Annotated in this window: 14 protein-coding genes; 3 read left to right on the top strand and 11 right to left on the bottom strand. The window is 44.3% G+C overall.

Annotated elements, in window-relative coordinates; translation table 11 throughout:
* Positions 1-7 precede the first annotated feature (7 nt).
* From hflX to ACAY30_RS14085, 7 genes are all read right to left on the bottom strand, one after another.
* Positions 8-1,294: a ribosome rescue GTPase HflX gene (hflX, locus tag ACAY30_RS14055; RefSeq protein ID WP_290251726.1), complete on the bottom strand. Its 1,287-nt coding sequence runs from the start codon at positions 1,292-1,294 to the stop codon at positions 8-10.
* Positions 1,295-1,324: 30 nt separating this feature from the next.
* Positions 1,325-1,567: an RNA chaperone Hfq gene (hfq, locus tag ACAY30_RS14060; RefSeq protein ID WP_290251727.1), complete on the bottom strand. Its 243-nt coding sequence runs from the start codon at positions 1,565-1,567 to the stop codon at positions 1,325-1,327.
* A 183-nt stretch (positions 1,568-1,750) separates the two neighbouring features.
* Positions 1,751-2,704, bottom strand: a complete 954-nt coding sequence (gene miaA, locus ACAY30_RS14065) for a tRNA (adenosine(37)-N6)-dimethylallyltransferase MiaA (protein ID WP_290251728.1) — start codon at positions 2,702-2,704, stop codon at positions 1,751-1,753.
* A gap of 24 nt (positions 2,705-2,728) precedes the next feature.
* On the bottom strand, positions 2,729-4,639 hold the full coding sequence (gene mutL, locus ACAY30_RS14070; protein WP_290251729.1) for a DNA mismatch repair endonuclease MutL: 1,911 nt from the start codon (positions 4,637-4,639) through the stop codon (positions 2,729-2,731).
* Complete coding sequence (locus ACAY30_RS14075; RefSeq protein ID WP_371189937.1) at positions 4,639-5,946, bottom strand: N-acetylmuramoyl-L-alanine amidase; 1,308 nt, start codon at positions 5,944-5,946, stop codon at positions 4,639-4,641. The genes mutL and ACAY30_RS14075 overlap by 1 nt, the downstream gene beginning before the upstream one ends.
* A gap of 38 nt (positions 5,947-5,984) precedes the next feature.
* On the bottom strand, positions 5,985-6,458 hold the full coding sequence (gene tsaE, locus ACAY30_RS14080; protein ID WP_290251731.1) for a tRNA (adenosine(37)-N6)-threonylcarbamoyltransferase complex ATPase subunit type 1 TsaE: 474 nt from the start codon (positions 6,456-6,458) through the stop codon (positions 5,985-5,987).
* A gap of 24 nt (positions 6,459-6,482) precedes the next feature.
* Complete coding sequence (locus ACAY30_RS14085; protein WP_290251732.1) at positions 6,483-7,973, bottom strand: NAD(P)H-hydrate dehydratase; 1,491 nt, start codon at positions 7,971-7,973, stop codon at positions 6,483-6,485.
* A 19-nt stretch (positions 7,974-7,992) separates the two neighbouring features.
* On the opposite strand from ACAY30_RS14085, the gene queG reads away from it, so the two are divergent.
* From queG to ACAY30_RS14100, 3 genes are all read left to right on the top strand, one after another.
* Positions 7,993-9,135, top strand: coding sequence for a tRNA epoxyqueuosine(34) reductase QueG (gene queG / locus ACAY30_RS14090; protein WP_290251733.1), 1,143 nt, complete (start codon positions 7,993-7,995; stop codon positions 9,133-9,135).
* A 161-nt stretch (positions 9,136-9,296) separates the two neighbouring features.
* The gene (locus tag ACAY30_RS14095) at positions 9,297-11,309 is read left to right on the top strand and encodes a DUF3857 domain-containing protein (protein ID WP_290251734.1); all 2,013 of its coding nucleotides are present in this window, start codon (positions 9,297-9,299) and stop codon (positions 11,307-11,309) included.
* A 12-nt stretch (positions 11,310-11,321) separates the two neighbouring features.
* The gene (locus tag ACAY30_RS14100) at positions 11,322-12,425 is read left to right on the top strand and encodes a hypothetical protein (protein WP_290251735.1); all 1,104 of its coding nucleotides are present in this window, start codon (positions 11,322-11,324) and stop codon (positions 12,423-12,425) included.
* A gap of 172 nt (positions 12,426-12,597) precedes the next feature.
* Here ACAY30_RS14100 and ACAY30_RS14105 read toward each other — a convergent pair whose 3' ends face one another.
* From ACAY30_RS14105 to ACAY30_RS14120, 4 genes are all read right to left on the bottom strand, one after another.
* The gene (locus ACAY30_RS14105; RefSeq protein WP_353958585.1) at positions 12,598-12,801 is read right to left on the bottom strand and encodes a YcxB family protein; all 204 of its coding nucleotides are present in this window, start codon (positions 12,799-12,801) and stop codon (positions 12,598-12,600) included.
* A gap of 314 nt (positions 12,802-13,115) precedes the next feature.
* Positions 13,116-13,478, bottom strand: a complete 363-nt coding sequence (locus tag ACAY30_RS14110; RefSeq protein ID WP_290251736.1) for a hypothetical protein — start codon at positions 13,476-13,478, stop codon at positions 13,116-13,118.
* A gap of 111 nt (positions 13,479-13,589) precedes the next feature.
* Positions 13,590-13,958, bottom strand: a complete 369-nt coding sequence (locus ACAY30_RS14115; RefSeq protein ID WP_290251737.1) for a hypothetical protein — start codon at positions 13,956-13,958, stop codon at positions 13,590-13,592.
* Positions 13,959-14,061: 103 nt separating this feature from the next.
* Positions 14,062-16,167, bottom strand: a complete 2,106-nt coding sequence (locus ACAY30_RS14120; protein WP_290251738.1) for an ATP-binding protein — start codon at positions 16,165-16,167, stop codon at positions 14,062-14,064.
* Positions 16,168-16,227: the final 60 nt, after the last annotated feature.

The raw sequence follows: 16,227 nt of genomic DNA on the forward strand, positions 1-16,227 counted from the left end.
GCAACCCCTAACGCTGGATAAAGGTTTCAAGTTCCGCTTTACCAGCTTTCAGTAATTTGTTCCACTCGCGTTCAGGCAGCGTTATTCTCAGCAAGCAGTTGCCATGCTCGTCATATTGCTCGTCCTTTATGCAGTGTAGTTGATAAAAGGTACCGCGCCATTTGCCGTTCACTGGCGGAATTTTTAATGTGTAATCAACAACATCTACCGCAAGTAACTCGCTTAACGCTTGATTCAACAGCTCTATGCCCAAATTTGCTTGCGCTGACAACCAAACGCGAATCGGCTTGCCGTGCTCGTCTCTGTCAATACGCGGCGCTACGTCATCGAGTTTATCAATTTTATTACAAACCAATAATTGTTCGATGTCATCGGCACCTATTTCGGTCAACACGCTATCGACTTGCGCCATGTTATCGGCTCGTCTTTCATCTGCAATATCAACAACATGCAACTGTATTTCGGCCTCACGAGTCTCGGTTAATGTGGCTTTAAATGCGGCCACTAGATCATGGGGCAAATGACGGATAAATCCCACTGTGTCAGCTAGAATAATCGGTCCAACATCCTCTATATGGAGGCGACGTACAGTTGGATCAAGGGTTGCAAATAATTGATCGGCTGCATATACCTGTGCGTCGGTAATGCGATTGAATAGGGTCGACTTACCGGCGTTGGTATAACCAACCAATGATACGGTTGGTATTTCTGCTCGTTCGCGCGCGCGGCGTCCTTGTTGCCGTTGCTTTTCAACTCGCTCTAATCGCTGTCTTATGGTTTGCATGCGTTCGCGCAGCAGTCGCCTATCCGTCTCCAACTGTGTCTCACCGGGCCCGCGCAAACCAATACCGCCTTTTTGACGCTCAAGGTGAGTCCACCCGCGAATCAATCGGCTACTGATATGCTTTAATTGCGCCAGCTCAACTTGCAATTTACCCTCATGGGTGCGCGCTCGCTGGGCAAAAATATCGAGAATCAAGGTTGTTCGATCGATAACCCGACATTCACACAGCGCTTCGAGATTTTTCTCTTGAGATGGCGATAACGCATGATTAAATAGGATCACATTGGCATTAAACATGTTAACCGCATCGCGAATTTCTTCCGCCTTACCCGAACCGACAAAATATTTGGGATGTGGCGTATCGCGCTTTCCGGTAACAACATTTAACGCAGTAACGCCCGCAGAGGACACCAGCATTTCAAATTCTGATAAGTCTTCGCGAGCGTTTTCTTGAGGAAAATCTATGTGAACAAGTACTGCTTGCTCACCTGCTTGATGTCTATCAAACAAATGAACAACTCCAATTCATTTTCATTAAATCTATTCCGCAGATTGATTTCCATCAGCAGGCGCTGTATTCACCGCTCGTGACGGGACGACAGTCGAAATTGCGTGCTTATAAACCATCTGACTAACTGTATTTTTTAATAAAATTACAAACTGATCAAACGACTCTACCTGACCTTGCAATTTAATACCGTTCACTAAGTAAATTGCTACAGGAATGCGGTCGCGACGTAATGCGTTTAAAAATGGGTCTTGTAGTGATTGCCCTTTCGCCATTAGTTTGGCTCCTTATTGTTATTGTTAATCCAATTAACTTACCTTTGATATCAATTAAGCCATCAACCTAGATGACCGTCTCCCCACGCTTTTCGAAAAGCGATGAGTGAGCTACATACAACGAGCTTTTTAAGTATACACGAGAATTTTAACTTTGCTAATCAAGAAACTAAGAGTAAATAATTAAAGTTTATTCGATTCGTTTATAACCTCTAAAACGCGATCTAAGTTGTTGTCATCATTGGTAGTTAACCATGTTAAATTCGGCCAACTTCGCAACCAGGTCAGTTGTCTTTTAGCCAATTGGCGGGTGGCACAAACACCTCTAAAGACCATTTCATCACGATCGTATTCACCGTGTAGGTATTGCCACATTTGACGATAGCCGACACAGCGTATAGACGGTAAATCGTCGGTTAAGTCACCGCGTTTAATTAAGTTTTCAACTTCCTGCTCAAACCCTTGTTCAAGCATGATGTCGTAACGCAACTCAATGCGTTGATGTAATTCGCTGCGCTCTGTTGGTGCTATCGCAAATTGAACAATATTTCCTTCTAGCCCCTGCCCTTTGGTCGCCGTCAGTTGCGTCATTGTTTTGCCACTAATGCGATAAACTTCGAGGGCGCGCGTTAGGCGCTGTGGGTCATTGGGGTGGATGCGCTCAGCTGACACGGGATCAACTTGTGCTAATAACTGATGAATATACTGCCAACCGTGTTCGGCGGCTTCTGTCTCGATTTGTGCGCGAATGTCGGCATCCGCCTTGGGTAACGGAGAAATGCCTTCGAGCAAACTTTTAAAGTACATCATCGTCCCACCAACGAGTAGCGGAATGCGACCTTTGCTTTGAATGTCGGCAATTTCCTTTTTTGCATCGCGAACAAAATCCGCTGCCGAGTAGCTGTCGGCAGGGTCGATAATATCGACTAATCGATGCGGATACTGGCTGAGCTCATCCGCCGTTGGCTTGGCACTGCCAATATCCATGCCTTTGTAGATCAACGCTGAGTCGACACTGATGATATCGCAAGGTAAAACATCACAAAGCTTGAATGCCAAGTCTGTTTTACCCGAGGCGGTGGGTCCCATAATACAGATAATGGGTGGCTTGGACACTGCAGATAAGTGCTGATTCATTTGCTCGCTCGCAGATAACAAGGTTTAAGACTGAAGTTGCTGAGCCTCAGATGTAAGGTCTATTACCTTTGAATTCAAGCGTATGTAGGTAAAAAGATCAAAGTTTTCTAATTGAGTCGCACTGGCAATAAGCTTTTCAACCATCGCCAACTCAAACCCTTGGCGACATTTTATCTCTGCTACCGCACCAAGCCAATGTTCGGTTTTCTCGGCGTTGTGTTGGCGCAAGTGGTTCAATAAGGCGATAAAACTTTCACTAATGTCTTGTTCTCGCATTTGCGCTGGGTACTGTTTAATCACCACTTTGCCCGCTGAAACGGCTAACTGAATACCAATAAACTCAAACTCTTGTATATGTTGTTCGATAAATTGCCGTTGTTCGCTGTCTAATTTTACCGCGACCGGTAACAACAGGCGTTGTGATACTAAGCCCTGGGGATACTGACTGCTCAATTGCCAGTGAAATAGTTGCTGACGCAGTGGCTTAAAATTACAGCAATACAAGGTATCGCGACATTCGAGTAATACAACATGGCCATCAATCAAGCGAAACAAGCTGACATCGCTGTCAACGCTGGTGCTAACGTCGATATTACTCGTGCGCTCAATCGCACTATCACCGCCAACCCCTTGCGTTAGAGAGTGCGATGGCGATGGTTCACTGTCCGTTGGATTAGCGATATTAACGTCATCGCTAATAGACATTAACTTGTTATAGTTATTGACCGCTTGTTCACTGATGCCTTGTTTATAGCCGTAGCCTCGACTGTGAAAATCTCCGCTGGTCTGTCTTGGCGACGAACTAGATTGACTGCGCAAAGGCTGAATGTACGACTCTCTATTATCAGTAGCAAGTTGATTACCAGCGTCTGTCGATGGCGAGAAATTGGCTTCTTGAGCAATTAATTCACCCGTTTGGGTGTCGACTAATAGTGCGTCGCTAGCTTGCAAGGTGTGATCTATTGCCGCTACGATAAAATCGTGTACTAAGCGGGCTTGGTGAAAACGCACCTCGTGTTTTGCGGGGTGAACGTTAACGTCGACATCTTTGTGATTCAACTCCAAATACAAGACAAATGCAGGGTAATGGTCACCACTTAACAAATGCCCATACGCTTGTCGGATGGCGTGATTGATCAATTTATCGCGCATCATCCGCCCATTGACATAACTGTAGGCGAGATCGTTTTGATTGCGAGCACTACTGGGCGAGCCGATCCATCCCCATAAACGCATGCCGGCGTGCTGATACTCAATCGCCATGGCGTTATCGATAAACGCTTGCGAGCAAATAGCGGCAATGCGCTTTTCAATTTGTTTGTCGGTTTTGGCACTGCGATAGGAGCGCACCGTCTTGCCATTGTGATTCACCGTTAGAGTCAACTCCAACTTTGATAAGGCAATGCGTTTGATCACCTCATCAATATGGGCAAACTCAGTTTTTTCGGTGCGCAAAAATTTTCGCCGAGCTGGCGTGTTAAAAAATAAATCTTCAACATCGATGGTTGTGCCATTGGGGTGAGCCGCTGGTTTTACTTCAACGTCCATATCGCGACCATGCGCACTGGCTTGCCAAGCGGCATCTTGTTGTACTGGCTTAGACGTCAGGGTGAGACGAGAAACCGAACTAATACTGGCCAAAGCCTCACCGCGAAAACCCAAACTATCGATGGCTTCAAGATCATCTAACGAGTGTATTTTACTGGTTGCATGACGGGACAAAGCAAGGGTTAATTCTCCTTTGACAATGCCGTGACCATTATCGGTAATGCGGATGCGCTTGCTACCGCCTTTTTCGATATCCACGATAATTTTACTGGCGCCGGCATCAATGGCATTTTCCACCAATTCTTTCACCACCGAGGCCGGTCGTTCAACAACCTCACCGGCGGCTATTTGGTTAGCCAAGCGAGCAGGCAGAATTTGAATCGCCATTAGTTTACTCGAGGAATGGTCAAGGTTTGCCCGACCCTCACCACATCGGTTTTCAGATTATTGGCCAATTTTAACTGTTGCACCGACACATTGTAGCGCTGAGCGACAACGGATAGCGATTCGCCACGGCTAATCTTATGCTTTGTCGGCCGCATATTGGCAATCAGTGAATCCTGCGGAGGATAGTCATAGAAATGCTTTTTAATGCCATTAAACATCGCTTTAGCAAGTTTTTCTTGATGAGTTCGAGACATTAAATTTTTAAAGTCATAAGGGTTTGAAATAAAACCTGTTTCAACCAACATTGAGGGAATATCTGACGATTTTAACACCGCAAGACTGGCATTTTGCGGTTGCGTCTTGTGCATTCGGGTAACTTTTTGCAGCTCTGCGATAACGTTACGAGCAATGCGATCGCTAATTTCCAGTGATTTATCTTTGGTTAAGTCGGCAATAAAGACCGCTAAATTATCGTCATTGGTGCGCTTGATAAGCTCTCCACCACCACCGAGCAATTCAGAGTTTTTCTCGCGATTTTTCAGCCATTTGGATAATTCAGATTCGGCTCGTCTGTCGTTGGCAATCCACACTGACGCGCCTCGCGGCCGCGGCGAGTGAAACGCATCGGCGTGAATAGACACCAAAAAGTCGACTTGTTTTTTGCGCGCCAAACGGGTTCGTTGATTGAGGTTGACATAGTAGTCACCGGTGCGAATCATTTCCGCTTTCATGCCTGGCTCTGCGTTGATAATACGCTGCAAGCGCTTGGCGATCGACAGCGTTATCTTTTTTTCGTGGGTGCCACTTTTCGATATTGATCCAGGGTCTTCACCGCCGTGGCCCGCATCGATACCGATGACAATGTCCCTATTTTTAAGACGTGGTTTGCGCGTTACTAACGGCGTTTTTTGGCGGTCGTGCAAATCAACAACAAGGCGATTGCCGTATGGCCCCGTCGGTGGTAGCGCGAAAACTTTTTCATCATATTGATTGCTCAAATCAAGTACGATGCGCACCGCGCGCTTGCCTTTACTCAGGCTGGTGCGAATGCGTTTAATGCGATCGCCGTCTTTGGGCAACTGTGTTAATTCAGCAATGTTATCGGTGTTTTTAAAGTCGATGACTAAACGGTCGGGTTGCTTTAAAAAGAAGTACGAATAATCTGGCTGATCACTCAAGTCAAACACAACACGCGTGTTGTCTGGAGAAGGCCAAATACGCACGCCTTCAATCATGTTTTGCGCCAAACCTGTTAAGCTGTACAAGGAAAGCAATAACAGCAGTACTGTCCTAAAAGCCGTTTTCATTACTCGTAACCCTACGTTATTATTATTAATTGTCAGTATTACATTAATGCTTGAATAATGCGCTCACCCGATTCAGAGTTGGCGCGCAATTCAACGTTCCGTTGGTGACCATTGTATACCAAGTCTATAATAAGATCCTCTGTGGGCAAAAGACCAGTACCTTTTTCGGACCATTCGACAAAACAACAAGATTTTTGTAAAAAATAATCTCGAATCCCCATGTATTCCAACTCTTCAGGATCAGCTAAGCGATATAAATCAAAGTGATAAATATGCCATGGAGGTAACTCGTATGGTTCTACTAGAGTATATGTTGGGCTTTTCACATTGCCCTTATGCCCCATGCCTTGCACAAAGCCACGCGTTAATGTGGTTTTTCCTGCACCCAAATCACCGTGTAAAAAAACCACTAAATTAGCGAGGTCAAGTTGTTTTACTGCGTCAGCTAAAGCAGCGCCAAAAGCAACTGTTTGCTGCTCATCACGCAATGCCTTGCTAAGAGTCAGAGCCATAATTTAATAAACCTTGAAGCAATATTAGTATTGATTGACGAGTTGCCTAATGTACACCATTAAGTCGGATGGTAACATACCTTTTACCCCATCGACAGCCGCCATATCCGCAGCCCGACCGTGTAGATAAACGGCACAGCACACCGCATCAAATAAAGATGTTGATTGTAAACTTAAAGCACTGATGATGCCAGCTAATACATCGCCCATCCCTGCAACCGCCATGCCGGGGTTACCACTGGTATTAATGGCCACTTGTTGACCGTCGGTGATCACCGACCCCGCCCCTTTCAGAACGCAAATAGCATTGTACTTAACCGCTATCGCCTTAGCTGAGGCAACGCGATCCGCTTGTACATCACCAACATCACAAGAGAGTAACGTCGCGGCCTCTTTAGGGTGTGGTGTCAATACCCAATTGTCACGTGATATGGGCTTATTGGCCAATAAGCTCAGTGCGTCGGCATCAACCACAACAGGGGTATCAAACGCCAGTAAATTCATCCGTGCATTGGCATAAACATCGCGACCAAGGCCGGGTCCAAGACAAATGCTATTCACCTTTGCCAGTAGCTTGCGAGTCGCTTCATCATTATGGGTGACGTCAACTAAGATCGCCTCGGCAATTGATGATGCAACAACGCTACTCACACTGGGGTGACAATCTATCATAACCAAGCCAGCACCGCTGCGGTAAGCGGCTGTTGCTGCCAAACGCACAGCACCTGACATGCCCTTATTGCCGCCGACCACCAACACGGTGCCGGAGTCGCCCTTGTGTGATGCCAATGCTCGGCTAACCAGCGCCGTATTACCGGCACCAATCACCTTAACATCTGGCGGAACCAGTAAACCAAAGGCGCGTTCCATTCTCAATCCAGCGAAGTACATGTCGCCACAGTAGTTTTTACTTTGTCCGGTGAGCAAGCCCTGCTTTAAGGCGATAAAGGTAACCGTAGCCGAGGCCCGAACGCAAATGCCCATCACTTGACCGCTATCGGCATTGAGGCCGGAAGGAATATCCAAACTTAAAATAGGGATTGGCAATTGATTAACCAACTTAATTAGGTATTGATAGTGTTCTCGCACCGTACCGGTAATCCCGGTACCCAGTAAAGCATCGATCACCACATCCACCCGTTGAAAATCAACGTCGCAAATTTTGCTCAACATCCCCCCAGCCGCTAAGAAGTGCTGACACGCTCGGGCAGCATCGCCACAATAGTCGTTGATAGCGCACACGCTGTGCACATAGACCGCCATGCCCTGTTTTAGTGCCTGAGTAGCCAGAACAAAACCATCTCCGGCGTTGTTACCGCTGCCGCAAACCACCAATACGGTTGAGGCATCAGACCAAAGGTGACGCATTAAATTAAAGCTTGATTGACCTGCCGCTTGCATTAACGCGTACATGCTGACGCCTTGCTGCTTAGCAACAACCGGCTCATTTTTCCGAACCGTATCGGCGCGATACGCAAACTCTGGTATACTGGAGTCCAACTTTACTGGCAACATTGCAACGCATAACACCTTAATGAGTGATTTAGTATCTATTAACTATCAAGTACTTGCCGAAAAAATCAAGACGTGGGGTAAAGAACTTGGTTTTAGCCAAATTGGCATTTGCGATATCGACTTAAGCAATCACCAAGAGGCCCTTGATACATGGTTAGCCAAAGGGTATCACGGCGATATGGACTACATGGAACGCAACACACAATTGCGTACGCATCCCGAACAGCTACTCCCCGGCACCATGAGAGTTATTTCTGCGCGCATGGACTATTTAATACCGGATGCCAAATTTGCCAGTACCTTAGACGATACCAATAAAGCCTATATTTCCCGTTATGCACTTGGTCGTGATTACCATAAGCTGATGCGAAATAGGCTAAAAAAGCTCGGCGAAAAAATCAGCAAACATTGCCAGTCGCTCAATTACCGCCCGTTCGTTGATTCGGCTCCTGTGTTGGAACGACCACTGGCAGAAAAAGCCGGCCTAGGCTGGGTTGGCAAGCACTCACTACTAATAAACAACGAGGCCGGTTCGTGGTTTTTCTTAGGCGAGCTATTAGTCGACATTCCTCTCCCCGTTGATCAGCCAAGCACGAATCAGTGTGGTAGTTGTGTTGCGTGCATTAAAATATGTCCAACACAGGCCATTGTTGAGCCTTACGTTGTTGATGCGCGTCGTTGTATATCCTATCTCACTATAGAACACCGCGGGATCATTCCCACTGAGTTTCGCTCGCTACTGGGCAACCGCATATATGGTTGCGATGACTGTCAGCTGGTGTGCCCGTGGAATAAATTTGGTCAAATAACACAAACCGATGACTTCAAACCGCGCAACAATTTCGATACGGTTGAGTTGCTCGATTTGTTTGCGTGGAGCGAACAGCAGTTTCTCGATAACACGCAAGGTTCGCCAATACGCCGAATTGGCTTCGAATGTTGGCAACGCAATATTGCCATCGCCTTGGGCAACGCCGCCTACAGCGATCAGATCATCGACCAATTAAGCCAAGTAAGAGCACACTGCAGCCCCATGGTCGGTGAACATATCGACTGGGCCATTGACCAGCAATTAACCAAAAAACGACAACTGAACCAACACTCTCGCTTGACCGCACGACTGATTCGCACTGTCGAAAAAGGTCTGCCAAGAGACGCCTAACAAGGCGTTTTAGCAACAGCCCTTTACCATCGCTAAGGCGTTGATCAGATTAAAATTAAATTGACCATTAATAAATCACAAGTGTTTACTTTTTAAACGCTTGTGTGTTCAAATGCAGGAAGGGAATAACACATAAGCGAACCTCGAAAAGGACTGTTACCATGCGAACACCGATACTTTTGCTACTGTATACAATCGCTGTATCCTGCTCACTTATCAACATTAGCCAAGCATTAGCCGATGAAAAGCCGGTGGTAAAACAGCCTGCCAAGTGGGTAAAAATAGCAGATGTCAGCGTTGCCAATAGCGTTGACCTCTACCAGCCGGTGAGCTATTTGTTACTCGATCGTCAGGTTAATAATACGCTGGCCAACAAGCAAAAATACTATCGCTATACGTATCGCTTAAACAACACGTCCAGCGTTGTGGATAATGCCAACATTCGCATCAGCTTCTCGCCTGACTACGAGTCATTAATACTGCACCAAATTAATATTATTCGCGATGGTAAAGTACTGTCCCGACTCGATATCAACAAAGTCAAAATAGTCAGCGATGAGAACCAGCAAGCGAGTAATATCCTCAACGGTCAGGTCGCGGCATTACAACTAATTGAAGATGCACGGGTTGGCGACATTATCGATTACAGCTACACGATTGAAGGCTCTAATCCAGTATTTGCCAACAATTTTTCGTATATCGCACCACTTGGTTGGTCAATTAGTATTGCCGACGTGCATTATCGATTTGTTGTTGACGCCAATATGCCATTGCAAAAAAAGGTATCCGGTTTAAATGTGTCACTGGATGAACAACGCATTGGCGATCAAAGAATCCTCAGCCTCTCGCTAACAAATACCACAAAGCGAGTGCTTGATGAATACGCACCGACGTGGCACAACCCTTATCCTTATCTGCAGCTAACAAGCTACCAATCATGGCAAGACGTTGCCCGTTGGGCGAGCGCACTGTTTAATGTTGACAGCCAGCACACTGAATCGCTAGCCGAGTTTATCGCATCAATACAAACCATGGAGCAATCAAAAGCAATAGAGGAAGCCATTCGATTTGTGCAAGATGATGTACGTTATTTTGGTATTGAAATAGCCGAAAACTCGCATCGACCACACCCGCCGAGCGAGGTTTTTGCCAAGCGCTTTGGCGATTGTAAGGACAAAACGGTGTTATTGGTTACTCTACTCAATGCCATCGGTGTCGATGCGTCGGCGGCTTTGGTATCCAGTGAGATGCAAAACAGTATCAATGATTACTTGCCAACACATGCGTTATTTGATCACGTCATAGTCAAAGCAACCGCAGATGACAAGACCTATTGGATCGACCCTACCATTGCATATCAAGGGCTTGGCGCGGACACTTTGTATCAGCCAAATTACGGCAGCGCGTTAATTGTCGAACCGCAGTCGACGGCACTGGTCGTTGCTCAGCCTGATGTCGAGCAAACGTCGGCCGTTCACATTGAAGAGCAACTTACCGCGGCCGATTACTTTTCCCCGGTCAAATGGCAGATCAGCACCACTTACAAGCACCGAGAAGCAGAGGCCATGCGTTATCAAATTGCCGCGGTAGGGCTCGAGCAAATGGCGCGACAATACCTCAACTATTACGCAAAAAAATACCCGCTTATTACACCAATGGGCGATCTTGTCATTGATGACGATCGCCACAGTAATCAAATAACTTTAACCGAATACTATTTAGTGCCGCAGTATTGGCAACACGAGCAACAGGACGCAGGCTTTACCCTAATGGCAGATCACCTCGTTGCCTACGTGAAAAAGCCGACGACAATAAAGCGTCGCGATCCCTATTGGTTACACTGGCCTTTGGTAATCGACCACAGTGTAAGTATTCAATTTCCTGAATACGTTCGCTTTGACTCATTACAAGATTTCGCCTTGAACAATGACTATTTTCAATTCAATGCCACGTTAAGCCAAGACAAACGCACGCTAACCTATCGCACTCATTACCAAAACAAACAAAACGTAGTTGCCGCTGCAGATACCGGCCGCTTTGTGCAAGATCTCGATAAGTTAAACAACTACCTCGGCTATCAGCGCAGTGTGCTAAAAGTAACCGAAGATCCAGGGGTTAATGAAATGCAAACATTGCTCAAGCTACTCAATAAACGCTCACTTGCCAACGACTAAAGGGACCTGAACATGACCAAAAAGTTACTGTTAATAACATGGATGGCATTGGCGTTAGCTGCCTGTAAATCAACCGAACAACCGATCGCGAGCGCAAGTTCAAATAAGATAACCCCGTTGCAGTTTAATCTATATCTCGAGGCGTTATTACAACAGCACGACATCAACGCATTAATGTCACTGTACTCTATCGATAAAGCCATCACCCAGCGACAAATAAGCCGAATACAGAAAACCTATGGCCAACAGTGGGCGGCGAGTTACAGCGAAACCCTGTTTAATGCTTTTGCCGACCAAAACATTCAGTGGGTCTATCAATCAAGCCGACCAGGCGGTACCAATACTGTCAAAACCTTATTTCGCGGTAATAGCGACGACGGTTTTTACTTTGTGGAAATTGAGATTGACCAGCGCACGTATCGAATTGTTGATACCCATGACTTAGCTTTTAAATACAGCACCACAACCTTTTTACACCAAATAGCCGATATCGCTTTTTGTGATGTCGATAGACGCCTCATTTGTACGGTAAAAGACGCCTATACAGGTATCTTGATGGCAGCAAATGAAAAGAACAGCCAAGCTGTAATAAAACACTATCGCATGCTAACCGAGCAGCAACGGGCATTAGATCTAGTGCGAGACTTAAACAGTCGCCTCGTGTCATTGCACAGTGATTGGTTACCGACAGAATTTGTCTCAGAAGTTGCCACTGACTTAAGTCAGTACGACAGCTGTTCATACAACCTTGAAAGCATCCTACTTGCGCAAAAATCATTCGAAAAAGCACTGTTTTGTATTGATAGCGCGCCAACACAGGTGCGCCATAATGCGGTGATGTTCTTGGAGAAAGCCTCGATATATCAAGAAATGCAACGCTATCAAACATCGATAGACATGGCTCATCAAGCTATATCCAACGAGCCAACATTACCGCATAGCTACATCATTTTGTTAATGTCAGCTGCTGCTGAGCAAGACTTTGAACTCGCCGTTGCGACTCTTAACGTACTAAGCGAGCGTTTTTCAATTGAGTTTGACGAGCCAACCTTAATCGAAATGTTTGGTAATGACGACCTAATCAATAGCGATATATATCAAAGTCAGCAAAGTTAAAGCGCTGGCAGGAAAAGTCATTCACAAATAACAGCACTGTCATTGCGGCAAACGCCGCAATGACATTCGTTTCGAGGTGACTCTGTAAGGGTCGAATTGTGTCAAGTATCGTCTTTCAACCCTGATCAGTCATACTATTAACTTTTCAGGTATGTGTTTATTGAGCAGCTTGTTAGGTTCGAATTAATTTATTATGGGCATAGCCTTTAAACAAATATTGATTATTTTCACTTAACACTCGCTTTGGTAATGGCATTGAACCGCGATTAGTTTTAATAACGTATGAGTCTTTTAATTCAATTACCACTTCTATTTCATCCCATAACGTCTCAAGCTCCCCAATTTTTGAAGCTCTTTTAATAGCGTGTTCATCTATTTTAAAATCACATACACCAACTCTGAATTTTTATACTTAAATTGGATTGAACCAATTAACCAAAGAAAAAATTGGTTATGTAACCTTTCAAATACTTTTTTTAGTTTGGGATCTTGGGCAAAGTATTGCCTCAGAATGTCGAGATATTCTTGTCTTTCATAATCAACTTTGACATGTATCAATTGCCCACCTCCTTATGGTTTAATGCGAACAACGCCCGCCTAACAGGCGCAAAACGCTTAGCTATAATTGCTAGAAACAAGCACAAGCCAAGCTGTAGACGTCCCATCCATAATTGACTTGTTAGCTAGCAATTACTCTTGATTGACCATTGGCTTTAGTAACCCTAATGGTGCTAAGTAAGATAAAGCAATAACTACAGCAGCAAACAAAAACCAACTAATTTCTCTTAATGAAAATACAATTGCAGCAGAATTACCAACGAAGAACGCAAATAAAGCTGCCATAAGAATTTTAGGAATAGTTGGTCTTACGCCGATTCTTTTTACGCCGAAATGAAAAGCAATTGCTGATGGGATAGCCAAAACGACTGCACTTATAAGTACATTAATTATCAACGCCAAACTTATAGGGAGGCTTTTAGTCAAGTTTAAATACGTTAATATCCCTGTGATAAGAAACATTGATATGCCAAATATAATTGATGATTTCTGCATAATTCCTTTTGCCTGCTAACGCCTCGTTAAGAGGCAAAAAATTGTTGGCTAAAATTGTGTAGCGAAGCGAAACCGAGCCAAGCTTTAGCAGTCCCGCGCTTAATTGGCTTGTTAGCTATACTTTTCTTTATTGAACATTTTAGGCATTCGAACTGCTGCAACAAACGCAATAATGAAGACTACTGCGACATATGCAAACCAAGATATTTGGTACAACCCCAATAAATTACTTAGTGTGTGTGACATAAAAAATACTAAGGTTGCAGAGAATGCCAAATGCTTTATAGCCAAAGATTCTTTTATTTTAAGTTGCCCTAAATAAAAGCCCACACCACCAATTAAACCAGCAACGATTACACTTACGGCGATATTTAGAATACTAATATCTACACCCGATTTATAAACAGAGTAGTAACGCAGAAGAAAGCCGAAAGTAATTAGAAATGCAGTAAATATGCTTGATTGTTTGATAATGCTCAATGGAACTCCTTGCATAGCTAACGCCCGCAACAGCGGAAAATTGTGAGCGCAGCGAGTAATTTTTCCGACTGATTGCGCTTGTTATAAACCAACTGCACTGGCACTAGGCTTTATCTTGGTCAAATGGAATTTCTACAACGACCGGCCTTTCAGATTTTACTACCTTGCCGAAAACAACCGCTTGGAGTTTCTTTAAGTTAGGAACCATTTCAGCGCAACTGGAACCAAATACATTCTTAAGAAAGCTAATGCTCGTATCATCGTAACATGCAAAGCTGACAATGGAATTACACTGAGTTAACACAGTTTTACTAACATTTGCTGTCCTTTGAGCTAAAACAAGCAACCCGACGTTGTACTTTCTTCCCTGCAGAGCAATTTGTGCTATTTTGGCAACCAATCCTTTTGAAGCAAAATCAGACACTCCCATCGTTGCAGACTCAGGCATTATCGTATGTGCCTCTTCTACCGCAACTAGAACCTTTTTAGAATCATCGCCAAAGCTCTCTTTGGCAATATTTAATAAACAGGACATATAAATTTCAGTGATAAATATGGATGCTTGAGAATTCGATATCTCAGGTAATTGAATTAATCCTAATCTATTATTTTCATCGGCCATAAAAGCTCTAAGCTGTGCATCAACGTCAGCTCTTAGTCGATCACTAAAATCTTTTAACGCTGCTTTCTCTTTCCCTGCACCGTACTGTCCAATTTCTACTTCAAAAAGCTTTTGGCTTAAATCTATAGATGTTTGTTCTTGGATAGAAAGGTCCGTTGGAGTTAGATCGGCTAATCGTCCTCTATATTGAGAAGTTAGATCAATACAAATAACTTTTATACCGCTAGATACTGAGTGCCTTATCAAATCAAATGCGAACTCAGTTTTACCTGAACCTGTTACTCCTAAAACAGCCGTATGGAAATTGAAGTTTCCAACAAAATCGCCGACTACAGGAATATTTGATTTAGGAAGTTTACCAAATTGAAAGTCGCTGGGATCTTGCTCTTCTCCATCTAGAGCATCCTCTTCATTGATCAAAGAAAATACAGGCGCATTCATATTTGGAAGCCAATCAAATTTTCTGAACTCCCCGTTTTCTAAAGTTCCTAATTGAGCTGCGTAAGCTATTTGATAGCCATGTTTATCGCCGTCTAAATTTTCCTCAATCGTTGTACCTGCTGATATCTGATAGTAAACCTTTGCTCCATCAATTTTGCACCAAATAAGCATACCATCTGCACAATAGCTATCAGACTTGACTTCAAGTCTGATTCTTCCGATGGATGAATCTTCGGCAACAAAACCAATCAATCTCGATTGAGTGTTTTCTCCTAATAGATTCATTACAGCATCTTGATTTAGCTCTTCCTCAGGCTCATAAATATGACCATCTGCCAGCCCTTGTTTTGGCTCATCAACGACACCTAATAGCATAGCGGTGCCAATTCTTCGCTCATCATTCAAGTGCGAATATAAAGGCAAAACCCATTGCTGGCTTTTATCAACTCTCTGATATATTAACGGCTTACCTTGTTCCCAATCAGTACTTTGGTTTATTGCAAACCTTAGGACACCTGGGTTATCTAGTCTGAGCAATTTACCAATTGGCAAAATTGTTTCTTGAGAGCTAAAGCTAATAGATGAAAGCAGCTGGGGGAGCTTAAGTGGCCATATGGCCATGAAAACTCCCCAAAATATTATGAGATAAACAGCCAATTCAGATTGAATTGAGTAAAAAGCATAAACCCCGAACAAAAAGACTATGGAAAAGATGAGCCTAGACCGACCAAGAACTATTGCAGGTCTATAGAGACGGCTATTCACAACCGATGCGATATCACCAGAGATCCTCCCCCCAGACGTTGCTACACAAACGGTTGAAATTAGAAAAACAACAAGGCAATAAGAAAAAACAGCCCACCATGCTAGAGATGGTGATACATGATATACCCCAAACATTGTTATCCCAGCCATTAATGAATTGATCATTGAATCAGCTGGTTTTGTAAAGAAATGCTCCAATATGGCAGACCCTAGAACTATCAGTAGCAAAGCGTTCTGGAAAATCAATGAATACTTGGAGTCTTGCGGAAGTGGTGAGCCCGTAAACTTCCATGATATAAGCAACGCGCAGAGTAGCCCGATTAACATGATAAAAACGCGAATCATTGGCTTTGTATGATTGTCGCTTATTTTCAAATCCATCTTTATTTCTTCCTTCTTTAGGGTACTAGAGGGCTACCCTTTGGTTTATAACGCCCTGTT

The organism is Thalassotalea ponticola, from assembly GCF_041379045.1.
GTDB classification, from domain to species: domain Bacteria; phylum Pseudomonadota; class Gammaproteobacteria; order Enterobacterales; family Alteromonadaceae; genus Thalassotalea_A; species Thalassotalea_A ponticola.